This is a genomic window from Gottfriedia luciferensis (assembly GCF_002156865.1).
Taxonomy (GTDB): Bacteria; Bacillota; Bacilli; order Bacillales; family Bacillaceae_G; genus Gottfriedia; species Gottfriedia luciferensis.
In genome coordinates, this window is sequence record NZ_NCTA01000041.1 from 1 (window position 1) to 18334 (window position 18334).

15 protein-coding genes are annotated in these 18334 nt (G+C 32.9%); 9 read left to right on the plus strand and 6 right to left on the minus strand.

From position 1 onward, the window contains the following. Positions 1-422: 422 nt before the first annotated feature. Both B7R67_RS18470 and speB read right to left on the minus strand, forming a co-directional pair. Complete coding sequence (locus B7R67_RS18470) at positions 423-1004, minus strand: TetR/AcrR family transcriptional regulator (protein ID WP_158095148.1); 582 nt, start codon at positions 1002-1004, stop codon at positions 423-425. Positions 1005-1212: 208 nt separating this feature from the next. Beyond that, positions 1213-2160, minus strand: coding sequence for an agmatinase (speB, locus tag B7R67_RS18475; protein ID WP_088072467.1), 948 nt, complete (start codon positions 2158-2160; stop codon positions 1213-1215). Positions 2161-2763: 603 nt separating this feature from the next. Between speB and B7R67_RS18480 the strand changes: the two genes are divergently transcribed. Then, positions 2764-4296 carry a class I adenylate-forming enzyme family protein gene (locus B7R67_RS18480; RefSeq protein ID WP_088072468.1) on the plus strand — a complete coding sequence of 511 codons (1533 nt, stop codon included), beginning with the start codon at positions 2764-2766 and terminating at the stop codon, positions 4294-4296. An 81-nt stretch (positions 4297-4377) separates the two neighbouring features. Here the strand turns inward: B7R67_RS18480 and B7R67_RS18485 are convergent, their stop codons facing one another. Continuing rightward, entirely contained in the window at positions 4378-4989 is a 612-nt protein-coding gene (locus B7R67_RS18485; protein WP_088072469.1) for a TetR/AcrR family transcriptional regulator, read from the minus strand. 252 nt (positions 4990-5241) lie between these two features. Here B7R67_RS18485 and kynU point away from each other — a divergent pair, with 252 nt between their 5' ends. From kynU to B7R67_RS18520, 7 genes are all read left to right on the plus strand, one after another. Continuing rightward, positions 5242-6528 carry a kynureninase gene (gene kynU / locus B7R67_RS18490; protein WP_088072470.1) on the plus strand — a complete coding sequence of 429 codons (1287 nt, stop codon included), beginning with the start codon at positions 5242-5244 and terminating at the stop codon, positions 6526-6528. Between the two features lie 40 nt (positions 6529-6568). Next, a complete protein-coding gene (locus tag B7R67_RS18495) occupies positions 6569-7999 on the plus strand; it encodes an amino acid permease (RefSeq protein WP_088072471.1) in 1431 nt (476 codons plus the stop codon). A 45-nt stretch (positions 8000-8044) separates the two neighbouring features. Continuing rightward, positions 8045-9178 (plus strand): alanine dehydrogenase, encoded by a 1134-nt coding sequence (gene ald / locus B7R67_RS18500; protein WP_088072472.1) that lies wholly within the window; start codon positions 8045-8047, stop codon positions 9176-9178. Positions 9179-9495: 317 nt separating this feature from the next. Beyond that, positions 9496-10287 carry an alpha/beta fold hydrolase gene (locus B7R67_RS18505; protein ID WP_088072473.1) on the plus strand — a complete coding sequence of 264 codons (792 nt, stop codon included), beginning with the start codon at positions 9496-9498 and terminating at the stop codon, positions 10285-10287. A 240-nt stretch (positions 10288-10527) separates the two neighbouring features. After that, positions 10528-12096, plus strand: coding sequence for a spore germination protein (locus B7R67_RS18510; protein WP_088072474.1), 1569 nt, complete (start codon positions 10528-10530; stop codon positions 12094-12096). Next, positions 12080-13273, plus strand: coding sequence for a Ger(x)C family spore germination protein (locus tag B7R67_RS18515; protein ID WP_158095149.1), 1194 nt, complete (start codon positions 12080-12082; stop codon positions 13271-13273). The genes B7R67_RS18510 and B7R67_RS18515 overlap by 17 nt, the downstream gene beginning before the upstream one ends. A gap of 9 nt (positions 13274-13282) precedes the next feature. Continuing rightward, positions 13283-14380, plus strand: a complete 1098-nt coding sequence (locus tag B7R67_RS18520; protein ID WP_088072476.1) for a GerAB/ArcD/ProY family transporter — start codon at positions 13283-13285, stop codon at positions 14378-14380. On the opposite strand, the gene B7R67_RS18525 is transcribed toward B7R67_RS18520, so the two are convergent. Beyond that, positions 14366-14575 carry a hypothetical protein gene (locus B7R67_RS18525; RefSeq protein WP_088072477.1) on the minus strand — a complete coding sequence of 70 codons (210 nt, stop codon included), beginning with the start codon at positions 14573-14575 and terminating at the stop codon, positions 14366-14368. The genes B7R67_RS18520 and B7R67_RS18525 overlap by 15 nt on opposite strands. Before the next feature lie 279 nt (positions 14576-14854). Between B7R67_RS18525 and B7R67_RS18530 the strand changes: the two genes are divergently transcribed. Continuing rightward, positions 14855-15892, plus strand: coding sequence for a CotS family spore coat protein (locus B7R67_RS18530; protein WP_088072478.1), 1038 nt, complete (start codon positions 14855-14857; stop codon positions 15890-15892). A gap of 170 nt (positions 15893-16062) precedes the next feature. On the opposite strand, the gene B7R67_RS18535 is transcribed toward B7R67_RS18530, so the two are convergent. Both B7R67_RS18535 and B7R67_RS18540 read right to left on the minus strand, forming a co-directional pair. Beyond that, positions 16063-17226, minus strand: coding sequence for a Ger(x)C family spore germination protein (locus B7R67_RS18535; protein WP_088072479.1), 1164 nt, complete (start codon positions 17224-17226; stop codon positions 16063-16065). Then, positions 17213-18316: a GerAB/ArcD/ProY family transporter gene (locus B7R67_RS18540; protein WP_088072480.1), complete on the minus strand. Its 1104-nt coding sequence runs from the start codon at positions 18314-18316 to the stop codon at positions 17213-17215. The genes B7R67_RS18535 and B7R67_RS18540 overlap by 14 nt, the downstream gene beginning before the upstream one ends. Between the last annotated feature and the right edge of the window lie 18 nt (positions 18317-18334).

Here is an 18334-nt window from a genome sequence, read left to right on the forward strand (position 1 = left end):
GGTAAGGCTCCTATAATGTTAATTTTGAATTTTTTCAATACACATATTTGAAAAAGATTTTATGCAATTTAAAGACATAAATTGGAGTGGAAGGTGGGAGAACTAAAAAGCAGGTAGAGCAGGCAAGGCAGGGGAAGAAGGGGAAAACAGATTGATAGGAATACTAAAAGGAAATTAATAAAATTCTCTAAAGTCTTTTAATCTCTTTTCTTTGATCCTGTCTTTCCTTGTTCCTGCTCTTTAGGGCATCCTGGAACGGAAATCATCAACATTCTTTTTTAACAGAGCCTAAGGTAAAAAATTGGATCTGTAATATTTTTCACTCATAATATTCCTAAATTCCTATTTTTTCCGGTTAGAAACAAATATACCCAATAGAGTAGACTGTTGATTAGTGTCTATTCTATAGGGTACATTTTTATTTATTCATTTTTCAGTCCATACCAGAAATTTCGCCAAATGTTTGAAATCCTTGGTTTCATTTTTTCGGCTCCATAATAAGATAATTCAATAAAAATACCATCAATTAAACAGTAAAAAGACATCACAAAATCTTCAACGTTTTCGGCACGAATTTCACCATTGTTAATACCTTTACTAATAACGGATCTTAAAATCGTTGACATCGCCTCTTCAGATTCCATGAACTGTTTGTGTAATTCTTCTTTTAAGGATTCAGGAGAGAAAAAGACTGCACGGTTCAGAAAAGTAGATTGATCCTCAAACTCGATATAATATTGAAATGTCAGGTGTAGTATTTGATAAAGCTGTTCTTTTGCAGTTAATTCTTGAATTTCTTTTATTAATTCTTCTACTTTTTTTACATGAAGCCATAAAATATTCTCATAAATTGTAAGAAAGATTTCTTCTTTACTTTTAAAATGATTATAAATCGATGGTTTTTGAATCCCTACTGCTCTAGCTATTTCTGACAAGCTAGTACCCTCATATCCATTTTTAGAAAACAGCGCAAGTGCAACTGCGAGTATTTTATCCTTTGTCATCTTCATCCTCCGAAACTAACTCTTGTTAGCTAGATTATAAACCGGAATACAGATTAAGTCTAAATAATGTTAGGGAATAATGCAAAAAAGCACGATATCACTTTAATGATTAATGACTTTCATCGATAAAATTCAATTCTCATCAAGCATTTTCAACAGTATGAAAAAGCTCCGTATTAATACAGAGCTTTAAGGAGTACGATTACGTTTAACGTTTTTGATCATGTTTTTTAATTTGCAAAGTAGCTAAACTAGCAAATTCATGTACAAGAGTAGCAGCTAAAAGGGAAGTTATTTGGGTTGGGTCATAAGATGGAAGTACTTCAACAATATCAAATCCAACAAAATTGAAATCAGTTAATGAGCGAATCATTTTTAAAGTTTCCATACTATTGTAGCCACCTACTTCAAGCGTACCAGTTCCTGGGGCACATGAAGGGTCGACAAAATCAATGTCAAAAGTTAAGAAAACTGGTGTATCACCGATTACTTCTTTCATTTCGTTTAAAATATCTTCAAAACCACGTTCATACATATCTGGCGTCGTAACTACATTGTAGCCTAGCTCGTGACTTGCATCGATGTCTCCTGGATGATTTAACGTACCACGAATTCCTAATTGAAATACTTTGTTTGGAATAAGTAAACCTTCTTCGTGTGCGCGAATGAATGGGGAACCGTGCCAATATTTTTCATCATAGTATGTATCCCATGTATCAGTATGAGAATCGAAATGGATCATTGCTACTGGTCCATGTATTTTTGAGGCTGCTCGAAGGTTTGCTAGCGTAATAGAGTGGTCTCCACCTAGAGCAATTGGAACAATATTTTTATTCATTAAATCAAACATAGCATCTTCAATTAATTTATAGCTACGATGAATATTATGCGGGATTACAGATACATCTCCAATATCAATTGCATTCGTTTCATCAAATGGGTAAACCTTATGAATTGGATGATATGGGAATAACGTCATAGATGACTGACGAATTGATTGAGGTGCAAATCGAGCCCCTACACGAAATGAAGCAGCAGTATCAAATGGCATACCGACAATCGCTAATTTTGCATTGTCTCTTGCAGAAGGTAATCTCATATATGTTCCAGTTGTACAAAATTCAGGTTTTACATCGGGTGAAAGTGGGTATTTCATAAAATCACTCCTAAATTTTTATTTCTATCCGTTAACTACCGGTAGTTAGTTTAAAGTAATTATAGTTTTTTAAATCTGAATAGTCAAATAATTTTTTAGTTTAAATTCTTACTTAAAAAAAATCCTGTCCTCATAGAGAATGGCAATATTTGTGTGAAATCAAGAGGACTAAAAGAAAAAAACTTAAAAAAGGAGAGATACCTAGTTATCTAGAATAAATACTATACAAGTACTAATTTTAGAATAGGAGTGAGGTATATGTGAATGGTTGGATTACGATAGGTTAAATAATTTGAAAATTCTGTATTAAACACTCTTTTACCAGGGATCGAACACCACACCATCCTGACCAAACTTCCCCTCCACTTGATGATAGAGATCAATCTGCTACACATCAAACAATATATCATTCCAAAAAATCGATTACTCTTATTAAAAAAGAAGAAGCAACGAATAGATCTTGGTGTCACGGATAAGCTTGGATTAGGCTATGAAAAGGTAATATAGATTAACCAGAATGTTATCGATTGTACCATAACTAAAAATGACGAAAAAACAGTGAAGCTCAATTGATTAAATCTAAATGAATATGGGGGTATTGGAATGAGTTTTGGAAATGTATTATCAATCAATGCGCAGAGACACCCTGATAAATTAGCATTAATCTATCAAGACCGTACATATACTTACATGGAATTTAATAAGTTAGTCAATCGTTTTGCGTGGGGCTTACAAAAACTTGGATTGAAAAAAGGTGAAAAACTTGCAATCATGATGGCGAATTCTGATTTTTTTGTCATTAGTTACTGTGCTGCAATTAAAATAGGAGCAGTTGTAGTTCCAGTTAATTTTCGGCTTGTTTCAAGAGAAGTTGAGTATATTTTGGATCAATCTGATAGTGTTTTTGTTGTTTGTGAATCTGAATTAGAACAAGTAGTTTTAGATGGCACAAAAACCTCTACTAAAATAAGAAAGATTATTACTGCACCTAATAGTACAACATCTCAAAGTTTAAACTATTTTGACGTACTATCACCAATCGAAGCAGACCCTCAAATTGAAACCTCTTTAGATGATGATTTTCATATATTATATACTTCTGGTACAACTGGGCAACCTAAAGGTGCACTTTTTGACCATAAACGAATAGAAAAATTAATAAACGGACTGAGTGGAGTAATGGGCCAAAGTAGTCAGGATCGAATTTTACATGTAGCACCATTATTTCATTGTGCACAGCTAGTTATTTATTTATTACCAGCTCTATATTTAGGAATGACAAATGTCATTCATCGAGAGTTTAATCCTGTTAATGTTTTAAAGGATATTGAAAAGTATAAGATTACATTATTTTTTGGCGTTCCAACTATGTACAACTATTTATTACAAGTACCGAATTTAGATGAATATGATTTATCCTCAATTAGAGGGTGTTCATATGGTGCAGCTCCAATGCCACCGGAAATCTTGATGAAGAGTATGAGATTATTTAATACAAATCAATTTTATAGCTTATGTGGATTAACTGAAGGAGGACCTACTGGTGTTTATCTTTCACCTGAAGACCATGAACAGCACTTAGGGAAAACTGGAAAAACACCGTTACTTTATACGGTTATAAAAGTTGTAAATGAAATGGATGAACAAGTTTCTCCAGGTGAGGTTGGTGAGCTTATTTTAAAAGGTGAAACAATTATGAAGGAATATTATAAAAAGCCAAAGGAAACAGGACAAACGATTAAAAATGGATGGCTTTATACTGGGGATTTGGCTGTTGTTGACGAAGAGGGTTATATTACATTAGTAGATCGAAGTAAAGATATGCTTATTTCTGGTGGAGAAAATATTTATTCAGTTGAAATTGAGAACGTTTTATATGAGCATAGTTCAATTTTAGAAGCAGCCGTAATAGGTACACCAGATTCTAAGTGGGGAGAAATTGTAACAGCAATTGTTGTACTAAAACCAACTCATAAACTTTCAATTGAAGAGATTCAAGCATTTTGCCGAGAAAAATTAGCAGGATATAAGATTCCTAGAATCATTGAAATAATCGATCAGCTCCCACGTAATGCTTCTGGAAAAGTACAGAAGTTTAAATTACGAGAGCTATACTGTGGTGCTAAATCGAAATAAATAATTGGATGAACGGTAGAAAAAAGCTCAAACCTTTAGTCTTCAAAAGTTTGAGCTTTTTATTTTTCAAGAGGACAGTAATTAATAAAGACCGCTTGTGTAAAGTGAAGTGATCGTACTTGCGATTGCTTCGATTGAATAGTGCTGCTCATTTCGAACAATTTCCCAAAGATACATCTCATTCGTAAAAAACCAAGCTCGTGCAACTAGTTCATGGTTTAAGTCTTTTCTCGCTAAACCATTTTCCTGTGCAAATTTAACATCTTTTGAAATTCGATTAATAAATTTTTCTCGAATTTTCTTCCATGTGTTTGAGATCGTATCTGAAATGCCAATTGCTTGTTCAAAAATTTGCATCATATTTCGCTCATCTTCAGCCATTTTTAGAAAAGCGGTAGCTTGTTTATAGATTATGGACTCTGCCGATTCTTTGGAGTTTGGAAAAAATGAAGTTTCAGCAATTTCATAAAACCTCTCCATAACAGTTTCCATTAATACAATTAACAGATCCTCTTTTCCTTTGAAATGAACATATGCTGTACCATAACCTATATCTGCTTTTTTAATCATTTGTGTAATTGTCGCTTTTTGAAATCCTTCTACAAGAAATACTTCCTTAGCTGCTTCTAGTAGTTTTTGTCGTGTCATAATGGAACGTAATTGTCGCTTTGACTCGATTTTGTCATTACTCATACTACTTTTCCTCCAAGTTATACTACTTCTAGCATATAAGTTATTTTATAAGAATGGAAGTAATGTAAGACAAATTGATCTAAATTTTAAAGTGTTTGATTCTTATTTATTGGTTTTTAATAGCGGAGAATGTAAATATATCAGAATTTTTTTTATTATACAAAAATATGACATGATGTCATTGACATAGTGTCATTTATTTTGATATGATTTTTCCAAAGTAGATTAATAGATTGAACAAGGAGGCTCATTATGAACACAAACTTTTTAGAGACAACATTAGATTACGCAAAAAAATTGGATGACATGGATACGCTTAGCCATTTCAGAGATGAATTTTATTTAAAACCAGGATCAATTTATATGGATGGTAATTCATTAGGACTACTTTCAAAAAGAGCTGAACGTACATTGCTAGAATCATTAGATGATTGGAAGAATTACGGAATCGATGGATGGACAAATGGAAATCATCCGTGGTTTTTTATGGCTGAAAAGTTAGGAGAAAAATTGGCTCCGCTTGTAGGTGCTTCTCCTGAGGAAGTAATTGTAACCGGTTCCACAACGGTAAATCTTCACCAGTTAGTTGCTACTTTTTTTAAACCAGAGGGGAATCGAAAAAAAATACTAGCTGATGAACTAACATTTCCGTCTGATATTTATGCTCTTCAAAGCCAACTTAAAATTCATGGATTAGATCCAGATATGGACCTTATTTGTGTAAAAAGTAAAGATGGACGTTTTCTAGAGGAGGATGACATTATTAATGCAATGACGGACGAAATTGCTTTAATTATTTTACCGACAGTTTTATATCGAAGCGGACAAATATTAGATATGAAACGATTAACTGATGAGGCACATAAAAGAGGTATATTAATAGGATTTGATGGATGTCATTCTGTAGGATCAATCCCACATTCATTTAGTGAATGGGATGTTGATTTTGCATATTGGTGTAATTACAAGCATTTAAACGGTGGACCTGGTGGAGTAGGAGGCTTATTTGTTAATCGTAAACATTTCGGTGCGATGCCAGGACTTGCTGGATGGTTTAGTTCGAGAAAAGATAAACAATTCGATATGGAACATACACTTACACCAGCTGAAACATCTGGAGCATTTCAAATTGGTACACCACATGTGCTAAGCTGTGCACCTTTAATTGGTTCATTAGAGATTTTTACTGAAGCTGGAATTAATGTTATCCGAGACAAATCTCTTAAAATCAACCAATTCTTAATGGATTGTATTGAGCAAGAATTACCAAACATGGGATTTTTCATTGGATCACCTAGAGAGGATTCACGTCGTGGTGGACATGTAAGTCTTGAGCATGAAGAAGCAGCTCGTATTTGCAAATCATTAAAAGACAATGGAATTATACCTGATTTTAGAGCGCCAAACATTATCCGTCTTGCACCAGTTGCTCTTTACACATCATACGAAGAAGTTTGGGAAGTAGTCCAAACACTTAAGAAAATTATGATTGAAAAACAATATGAAAAATATAAAAATGAGCGTGAAGTAGTTGCTTAAAGGGAAGTTCACTAATCAAGGGGACAAGGGGATAAAATAAATGAAGAAATCCACCACTCAATTAAATAATGATATTGGGCATGAAAAAGGCCTAAAACGAGAATTAAAAACAAGCCAACTTACAATGATTGCGATGGGCTGTGCGATTGGTACAGGATTATTCCTTGGAAGCGGACTTGCCATAAAAACTGCTGGACCGAGTGTATTACTAAGTTATGCAATTGGTGCATTTATCGTTTTACTTCTTATGGGATGCCTAGCAGAAATGACTGTCGCGCATCCTACTTCTGGATCTTTTGGAACAATTGCAGAAAAATATATTCATCCGATGGCAGGGTATCTTGTCCGGTATTCTTATTGGGTAGCTCAAGTGCTCGCTGTTGGGGTAGAAGTAAGTGCGATTGCTGTCTACATGAAATATTGGTTTCCCGGAGTACCAGGGATTGTTTGGATTACGTTTTTTGCGGCAGTTTTAATCTACATTAATGCGACAAGTGTGAATACATTTGCAACTTTTGAATATTGGTTTTCAATGATTAAAGTAAGTGCGATTGTTGGTTTTATTCTTCTAGGCGCATATGTCTTATTTGGAGGTACTGCCCATCCGAACATTGGTGCAGAGAATTTAGTAAATGACGGTGGATTTATGCCATTCGGTTATTGGGGTATGTGGGTCGCAGTCTTTATTTCACTATTTAGTTTTTTAGGAACTGAAATGATAGCGGTTACAGCTGGAGAAGCAAAAGAACCAGATATCGCTGTACCTAAGGCATTAAAAGCAACTGTTTTTCGATTAACGATTTTTTATGTTTTAACAATTGCAATTATGTTAATGATTGTTCCTTGGAAATCAGCAGGAGTAGATGAAAGTCCGTTTGTAAAGGTAATGGAGATCTTAAATATTCCTTTTGCATCTGGGGTAATGAATTTTATCATATTGACGGCTGCTCTATCTGCAATGAATAGCCAATTATATGCTTCAACACGAATGGTATTTTCATTATCTAAAAGTAATCATGCACCCGCAATTCTAGGTAAATTAAGTAAAAAAGGTGTACCAGTTAGTGCACTTACAGTTTCTACGATTGGTATCATCGTTGCTGCTATTGTTAATGCAGTTCTACCAGATACTTCTTATGCATTTATGATGGGGATCTCAATGTTTGGTGCAATGTTTACTTGGTTTACAATATTTGTTTCACACTTATTTTTTAGAAGGAAATGGGAAAAGTCAGGTGGCCGGAAGTTACCAGTGAAAATGCTTGGTTTTCCATATTTTACGATATTAGGAGCAATTTTATTATTAGGTTTAACGATTACATCATGGTTTACAGGATTTAAAATTATGCTTCAGTTCGGTATTCCTTGGTTAGTTGTTTTATCCGTGGCTTATATCTTTGTAAATAAAAATAATAATCAAAGCAATAATCATCATAAAAACGTATTCAATCAGAAAACAGACAAGTTTTAAGTTAAGTTTTTAATTAAAATATGGTAAAAGAGATGGGGAAATACAATGATTATTGGTGTACCTAAAGAGATAAAAAATAATGAAAATCGCGTAGCGTTAACTCCTGCAGGCGTTGTATCTTTTATAAAAGATGGACATATTGTTTTAATTGAAAAGGATGCTGGAATCGGCAGCGGTTTTACAAATGAAGATTATGATAACGCTGGAGCAAAAATAGTAGAAAAAGCAGAGGATGTCTGGTCTAGCGCTGAGATGATTATGAAGGTGAAAGAGCCTCTGCAAAACGAATATAAATATTTCCGAGAAGATTTAATTTTATTCACTTATTTACATTTAGCAGCTGAACCTGAATTAGCAAAAGCGTTAAGAGAAAAAAGAGTATTGGCAATTGCTTATGAAACGGTTGCAGTGAATAATACTCTACCACTTTTAACTCCAATGAGTGAAGTTGCAGGACGAATGGCTTCGCAAATTGGTGCTCAATTTTTACAAAAGTCAAATGGAGGTAAAGGAATCCTTCTTGCAGGCGTACCAGGAGTAAGCAAAGGGAAAGTGACGATTATTGGTGGTGGAATCGTAGGAACAAATGCAGCTAAAATGGCAATTGGTTTGGGCGCGGACGTTACAATTATTGATTTAAGTGCTGAAAGACTTCGTCAATTAGATGATATTTTTGGAAATCAAATAAAAACATTAATCTCAAATCCTTTCAATATAGCAGAAGCAGTTAAAGAGGCAGATCTATTAATTGCAGCGGTATTAATTCCAGGTGCTAAAGCTCCTAAACTTGTAACGGAAGAAATGGTTAAGAGTATGAAAAAGGGTTCTGTTATTGTTGATGTTGCAATTGACCAAGGTGGTATCGTTGAAACAATTGACCATATTACTACACATGATCATCCAACCTATGATAAGCATGGTATTGTTCATTACGCTGTTGCTAATATGCCTGGTGCAGTTCCAAGAACATCTACAATTGCATTAACAAATGTAACAATTCCATTTGCATTACAAATAGCTAATAAAGGTGTGTTTAAAGCAATTTCAGACAACCATTCGTTAAAACTAGGCGTAAATGTGGCAAATGGGGAAATAACTTATGAAGCAGTAGCGAACGATTTGGGGTATGAATATGTAAAAGTCGAGCATGCCTTAAATGCAGAACTAGCTTTAGTATAGAGAACTGAAAACAAGGAGTAGGACAAAAAGTCTTACTCCTTGTTGCTTTGAGAGCAGGAAGGGCAGGGAAAGCAGGGAAAGCAGGAAAAGCAGGAAAAGCCATAAAGAACGAAAATTACTTATTGGGAATCAAGATTCATGTTTAGTAGAGCCGAATTAAAAAAAAGAAAATAAACCCATTTTCTCATTTGTAAAATGGAATTATTTTATAAAATAAGATATAGAAGTATAGATTTAAAAATGATGGTAACTTCTATTTATAGTGTTAAAAAAGTAATTTGTAAATTAATAGATATGAGGAATGGAGTTGAACGATCATCAATACGAAAAGTGCATTCTTATCTAATTTAACGTTAGCCTATTCAGATAATGGAAATGGAAAGGCCATTGTTTTAATTCACGGTTTTATGGGTGACCATAGATACTGGGAAAAAATAATACCTGAGCTGTCAGCGGAATATCGTGTGATAGCAGTTGATCTACCTGGACATGGTGATTCTACGTCGATAAAAGAGGAACATTCAATTGAAGAATATGCAGATAAAATAAAAGAGCTATTAGATGATTTAAACATTAAGCAAACTACAATGTTTGGTCACTCATTAGGAGGCTATATCACACTTGCATTTGCTGAAAAATATAGTCACTATTTAAATGGTTTTTCGTTGATTCACTCAACTGCTTTTCCAGATAGTGAAGAAGCTAAAAAAGGTAGACTAGCAAACGTTGAAAAAGTAAAAAATGATGGAGTAAAGATGGTAGTAGATGGATTAGTGCCAAAACTTTTTTCACCAACAAACGCTCAAAATAATATTCCAGAAATTGAATTAGCAAAGGAAATAGGATATAAAACTTCAGTTGATGGAACAGTTAAAGCGCTAATTAGTATGAAAAATAGACCTGACCGAAACCAAGTACTTGAGGTTACAAATTTACCAGTACTTTTAATTGCAGGTAAAGATGATCAAATAATTCCAAAAGAAAAAACATTTTCAGTTAAGAGAGAAAATATCAAATGTTCTTTAATAGAAAACGCAGGTCATATGAGTATGTATGAATCACCTGAAGAACTTGTTAAGGAAATGAAGGATTTCTTAGATTCATTTTGAATAAAGAACTTAATATAAATCAGAAAAAAACGTCGGAGCAAAAAATCTGACGTTTTTTTGATATTCAACTTTTTCATAAGGTTCCTCTAAAGCTTTTCCATTCTATTTCTTTTATGCTTGTCTCCTAATCTTATCTAAGTAGTTTCCTAATTTTAATATCAACAAATGGAAATTATTAGAATAAATTCTCTTTAATTAGCAAATTGTAAGTAGTAATAAATCCATTTAAAGGTGATTGGTATGCGATTGGGTTATCCGAAAAAAAGTCAATCAAAGGAAGTTAAAACTCCAGTTGTTTTATCATCCGATCTTCAGAAAAATTTACACAATATAAAAAGTGAGCTGCAATATTGTGCAGATTTAATAGTAAGAGAGTTTGAGGTAGGACGAAAGAGAAAAAGAAAAATGGCTCTAATTCATTTGCAAGGTATTTCAAATAGTGACTCAATTAGCCAATTTATTATCGATCCAATCCTCCATAAATGGAAGAGTTCAAATTTAGAAGATGTGAGTGATCTTAACTTTTTCAATGATTTAAAGGACAATACGTTTGATGTACCACAAGTAAAAACTGAAAATAACTGGAATGAAATTATGATGTCCATATTAAATGGTGATACAGCAATTTTTTTGGATCATCAAGAAAAAGTATTACTAATTGATACGAAAAGTGGACAGTTTCGTTCCGTCTCCGAGTCAACTGGACAAACAATTATTCGTGGCCCGAAAGATAGTTTTAATGAGTCGATTGCAACGAATATGTCGCTCCTTCGTTATCGTATTAGAAGTTCTGAATTTAAGATGGAAATGTTAAAAGTCGGGGATGTTACAAATACAAGTGTTGTGATTTCCTATATGGACGATATGGTAGATCAGGAATTATTGAAATCTGTAAAAGAAAAAATTGAGAAGATTGAAATTAACGGAGTGCTAGAGTCTATCTATATTGAATCTCTAATTGAATCAAAACCATATAGTCCGTTTCCAACTGTTTTGGATACGGAGAGACCTGATGTTATTGCGGCAAATATATTAGAGGGGCGAATTGGAATTCTAGTAGACGGAAGTCCAGTAGGGCTAGTGCTACCAGCAACATTACCGATGTTTTTTCAATCACCTGATGACTACAATCAACGCTATACGGTTGGAACTTTTTTACGTTTTTTGCGATTTACTTCATTTTTTATCTCGTTACTCGTATCAGCGGTGTATCTTGCTTTAATAACACATCATCGGTCGATGATTCCTACCCCATTATTAGTCAGTCTTGCAGCACAAAGAGAAAGTGTACCGTTTCCTGCAATAGTCGAGCTATTATTAATGGAATTCGCATTTGAGATTATTAGGGAAGCCAGTATTCGTAGTCCTAGAGTTTTAGCTTCAACGGTAGCGATTGTTGGTGCCCTTGTGATTGGTCAAGCCGTAGTACAAGCTGGAATTATCTCTACTTCGATGATTATCTTTGTATCGATTACAGGTATTTCTAGTTTTACAATTCCAAATTATAGTATTGCATCTTCAGCAAGGTTACTCAGATATATATTTATTTTAAGTGCAGGGGTTGCTGGATTATATGGTATTGCGTTAACGTTTTTATTTTGGCTAGTTCATTTAAATACGATTGATTCATTCGGAGTACCATATTTGATGCCTGTATCTCCATTATCAATTACTGATAATGAAGATACATTTATCCGCATCCATAAGAGAAAATCAAAGTCTTCAAAGGGAAACTTTGTTCCAGATTCATCTAGGATACGTAAAAAACAAAATACTAAAACTGGTGAAGAAAATGAATCGAATTCTTAAGCTTGCTTTAATCATATCATTTTTATTGATTCAAACAGGGTGTAGTAATTATATTGAGCTAAATAAAATTTCATTTATTCTTGGCCTAGGAGTAGATTGGACCGAGAACTCTGAGTACAGGGTTACTTTACAAGTAATTAATCCAACCGATATAGCAACAGGTGAAACGGGTGGAGGTAGTTCATCACCAGTGTTTATTTATGTAAGTACAGGCAAAACAATTTCTGCCGCAATTCGAGATGCTGCTAAAAAAATAACGAAAAAAAAGGACTTTACTCATGTAGCCATTACGGTAATTGGTGAAAAAGCAGCTAGGCATGGAATTGAAGAAATTGTTGACTGTATCGTGAGGGAGCCTCGTCTTCCATCTTACATTTCTGTACTTGTTGCAAAAGATTCAACTGCAGAAAAAATTCTAAATACAATAACGCCTATTGATAAAGTATCGTCCACTGAAATGGTATCAAAAATACAAAATATTAACTTTTCATTAGCAGAAAGTGTAAATCCTAATATTTATCAATTAGGCGAAGCACTTGCATATAGCGGTAAAGAAATTGCAATTAGTGGAGTGAAAATTATCTCTAATAATCCGGATAAAAATAAGCTATCTAACACAGAAGGGATGCTCCCTGCTCAAACATTTATCGATGAGGTGGCAGTATTTCGTGGAAGTAAACTAGTAGGTTGGCTTTCGGGAAGAGATGTTCGAGCAATCTTAATGGTTTTAAATCAGATTCAACAAACGAATTATTCAGTACCATGCGGTAAAAATAAATATACTTCACTACGTTTCTCTAAACAAAAAATAAATTCTGAAGTCGATGTAAAAGGAAAAGTTCCTATTATAAAAATTAAAAATATATTAATAACACTAGTAGATGAAACTGGCTGTAATGTTAATCTAGAAAATGTTAAGGACTTAATAAAGTTAGAAAAAGTTGCCTCAAAAGTTGTTGAAAAGCAGATAAAGGATAGCATTAAGCATGCTCAACAATACAAAAGTGATGTTTATGGATTTGGAGATATTATTCATACGAGTAATCCGAAAAAATGGAAGGAAATTGAAAAAAGATGGCCAGAAGAGTTTGCGAAAGCACAAGTTAATGTAAAATCAACAGTTATCATAAAACGAACCGGATTACTAGGTGATCCAGTCACTATGGAGAAGAAATAAGGTGATTTTATGCCGAGAATGAAATTTAATTCTGAGCAATTATTTAGTTTAATATCGTTATATTTAATTGGAAGTGCTGTAGCAATGGATCCTGCAAAAGATGCTGGCAGGGATGCCTGGATAGCTATACTATTAAGTTTACTTTTTGGTTTAATGCTATTTAATGTCTATATAGGAATTTATAAAAATAACCCTACATACTCCTTAATTAGCTCTTTAAAACATGCGTGGGGAAAATATATAGGATGGATAATTGGGCTTTTATACGTTGTTTATTTTATCTATATAGCGTCCAGGGTATTAAGAGATTTTGCAGAATTAATTTTAATTATTGCCCTTGATAATACAAGTTTATTTACAATTTCTGTTTTAATGATGTTTCTCATGATTTATACGGTTATGAAAGGTTTTACTAGCTTCGCAAGGACAGTCTGGATCTGTTTTCTTTTAGTTGGGCTATTTATTATCATTCTAATTATTTCCCAAATATTGACTAAATTTTTTTCATTAACTCATTTAAAACCAATCCTTGAAAATGGATGGAAACCAGTATTAAAATCAGTTTTTCCAACAACCTTGACTTTTCCATTTGGTGAATCAATCGTTTTTTTAATGTTATTGCATCATTATGAAAAACCAAATAAAGCTAACAAAATGGGCTCTTATGGAATGATTTGCGCTGGATTATTTCTAGCAATTTCTGCCGTTATACATATTGCTAACTTGGGAGAAATTATCTTCAAAGCTTCGACTTATCCAGTGCTCTCTAGTGTTTCATTAATCAATATTGGAGACTTTTTCACTAGATTAGAGTCTCTCGCTGTTGTTGTTTTTGTTACGCTAGGATTTATTAAAATTACAATTTTATTTTTTGGAGCAGTTGAAGGAACGATGGAATTGTTTCAGTTAAAAGAAAATTGGCTCATCACATTTTTTATAGGGATTATTATTTTATTACTTAGTGTTTTTACAACCGTTTCGTACGCACAGCATGAACATATCGGAATTGATTTAGTTCCAAAATACTTACACATTCCTTTTCAAATAATTTTACCGATTGTTTTATTCGTTACTTTAAGGATTAGGAAAAAGTTATCGTTTTCGTAATTTAACATACGTCGTTAAGCCAAAATAAATTAAAAAATAACAAATCAATATTTTGTCCAGTTTCAAAATGCCAACAGTATTATAAGATAATGCCAACATTAAATAATGTAAATCAAATCCTTGTAGTAAAGTAAGCATGTAAATTAATAAAAAGCTTAAAATTGATAGCAAGATAAAAATGACTATTTCTTTCATAATGAACACTCCTTTAAAAGGTAGTATAAGGAAAATATGTTTAGTTTAATCATATATAAGAGCAGGAAAGGGCAGGAAAGAGAGGAAGAGCAGGGAAGTTCTAAATTTTTTTATTTTTTTCCTTTTGCCTTGAACCTAATCTTAATTTAGCCCTGCTAAAAAAAAGAGGGCTTTTTTATTTGGAAAAATCCTAGTGACTTTTTTAGTAGATTAGCCGTTTCTAATTAGATACAAGCTCATAAATTAAAAAGTGGATAAGTTTTATTGGGAGGTATTTAATTGGAAGCTTTTTTTAGAGATATCATAAAAAAAGTAATTTCAAATTACCCGTTAGAAGTTAAAGGAAGTACTTTAAAATTCATAGAAGGAAAGAAAACTGAATGGTCTGTTGATACAAATATCGGTGAAGTTCGATTAAAGAATGTTCTAGGTGATGATAAAGTTATTAATTTTAAGATTCATGCAGTCGACTTTCTTAGAAATAATGGAGTATATACACCTGAGATTTTGACAACAAAATTAGGAGAAGGATTTGTTAGGATAGAAGATAATAATTTTATTGTATTTGAATCAGTTGATGGAAGAGTTCCTAATTATGAGATTGAAGACGATATGATCATAATGATTAACGGAATTGCTTCTTTACACAATGTTTCAAACGGATTTGATTTTTCAGATGGACAAAATCCATCCTTAGTTTCCGATTGGAAGAATGATATTCAAAATAAATATTCAAAATTAATTTTATGGAAAGAGCAACGAAATAAGATTAAAGATCTAAATGAAGTTGATGAATTGTTTTTAAAATATGTAAATTCATTTTTAAAACAGTGTGAGACTTCTTTAGCAATAGTTAGTAATCCTCACTTCGAGGAATGGAAAGAAGAAGCTAGGGATACTAATACGTTAAGCTATCAAAATTTTGAAGAAAAAAATCTTGCTATTGGAGAAGACGGGAATTTATATTTATTAGATATGAGCTTATTGGCGGTCGATCTGCCTATCAGTGATATTCGAAAAATTTTAAATATCGTTATGACTAAACAAGATGGTTGGAAATTAAGACTGATGGAGAAAATGATGAGATCCTATCAAGCTATAAATCCGTTAAAGTTTGGGCAGTTACAATTACTTAAAGCTGATTTATTATTTCCACACTTATTTTACGATACTTTCTCAGCAATTTATGAACAGAAAGAAGCTTCTGATAGGATCGAAGCAAAACAAATTTCAAAGATGAAAAAAATTATTACCACTGAGTTTAGTAAAGAAAAGGTAGTACATGCTTTCTTCTATGAAAATAAGATGAAGGAATGAAGGCCATTTTGAAAAAAATAAAGCTTAAATCTTATTAGGATTCAAGCTTTGTTTTACATTAAATAAGTCTAAAATTGGCAGGGGAGTTGAAAACTTGAAGTAGTTGCCAAATTTTAAGATTTAAGTATAAGTCTTCTCCCAAAGGCTCGCCAATAGGCGAGTTTTCTTTCTTATTTGTTCTTTTTCCTACCAATCATTCCGTAATCTCTAATTGTAATCGAAACATCATATTTAATTTTTGCCTTACTAAATGATTCGTCCCAGTTATTTTTCAGTTTATTCCATTTTTCTGGTTCTTGTATTCGAACTGCGTTACCAAATCCTGCAATATCTGTTTTGAATTCATTTTGAAGTTTTTTAGTAACGTGTTCTACCATACTTTTTACTACTTTTTCAGTGTTTTTTTCAATGATTGTAACGTTTTTTTCATCGAATAATGGTCGTAATTTAGGATTCCAATATTCTGCTACTCTTCCTTCTGACTCTATTTTTACATCAAATGAAATCTTGTCACCTTTAATATGTGGTGTAATTTTACTTTTTATTGATTCGTTTTGGAACCATGTAGGCCCAGTAGACTTTTTTACAAATCCTTTTACGGCTCCACCTTTACCTTGAGCAGTAATCCAATTGATTCCCTCTACTTCGATTGGATTAATGGTTCCAATCATCTTATTTTTTTTTCCATTAAAAATTGCACCACCTGAAAACCTTGGGCCTTTATCCGTGGGTTCTAATAATTGAAGAAGAAAACTAGAACCAGAATTCATTAATCCACCTATTTTAATTAATGCAGTTTTACTAACAACTTCAGAAGTTAGTTGTTGATTTGCAATTTCACTGAGTCGCATTGCTGGTATAATATTTGGTTCATTTGTTTCGAGAGACTGACTTGCTTTACCCTTCGCAATAAAAATCAAAGTGCTTCCTCTAATATCAATATCCCGAAAATACAGATCTGTCAGTTCTCGTAATTTTACAGTTCTTGCAAGTTCTTCACTAATGACAACAGTTTTTTGATGTGCACCAAAGATGTAACCTTCTCTACTTAGTGTTGTTTCCCATCCAGTAGGTTCTAATGAAATTCCTTCTCCAACTACATTAATATATGGTTTTGAAGGATTTGTTCCACCTGTTTTTGCTGTCATTGCCTCAGGAACAGCATACTGAAGAGTTGATTTAATTTTACCATCGTCATCTCGATCTAAAGCAGAGCCTACAATGATGTTTAAATCCTCAATTGGTCTACTACTCCAGCATCCTGATAGTAAAAATAAAAAGAGTACATTTATAACTACACTAATATAGACTCGCTTAAATTTACATTTTCTCATTTAACTTTTTCCTCACAGTTGAAATCACAAGAAGGACAAGTGGGACAATCCCAAATAAATAAAATGCAGCACTACCAATCGTATCTGCCATAAGTAAAGTTTGATTAATATCTTTAGGAATACATGCAATGATGTAGATGAAAGGTAATGTTCCAAAAAGAAATGGATTCATACTTTTTGTCTTAAAAACTTGAGCCATTCCAAGTGAACAAACATATAATGCGATAATAAACGTAGCAAAGATTTGCATAATCCAAATAACTAAAAGTAAGGAATCAAATCTTTCGACAATAAGACCTTGTATATCATAGCTTCGAATATAAGTTAGAACTGGCCAAGTTTGTAATAATACACCATCGACAGAGAATGCACCAACTACAGCAATAACAGTAATCGTATAAAAAACAAAAGGGATACCAATGCCAAAAATAATTGTTTTTGAAACTTTGTTTTTCTCTTTAATAAACATAAAAATAAATAAAATTGATTCAAATCCTGAAAATGAAAGAGATGTAGTTTTGAGTCCATTAAGGACGGGCTTAATACCATTACCTAGGACAGGACGTAGGTTATCTATATCAATAATTCCTATACCTAAAAAAATGACTAATAAAAAGAATAATACGGTAACTGGAAAAATGATTTCTAACATTCGTGCAATCGAGTTGATACCACCTAATACTAAATATAATCCAATCCATAGGAAAGGAATTAAGATTGCCCATGGAGGTGTACCTTGTAGTAAAAACAATCTAGTTGTTTCAGTCATTGCACGAACTTCGAAAGCTGAAAGGACAACATAATATAGAATAACGATTAAACCGAGTCCAACTCCTAACCATTTCCCAATTATCTTTTGCATAAATTGAAAGTACGTTTCATTAGGATATTGTTTACATAACTTAACGAGAAAAAAAACTAATAACATAATGATCAAACCAGAAATGATAACTGAAATCCAACCGTCTGGTGTTTTAACTTTATCTGTAATTGTTCTTGGTAATATTAAGATACCTGCACCTAAAATAAAATTTACCATAAGCATCACGGATTGAGCGATAGAGACTTGATCAGTAGGTTTTGTATTCATTTATGATGCCTTCCTCCT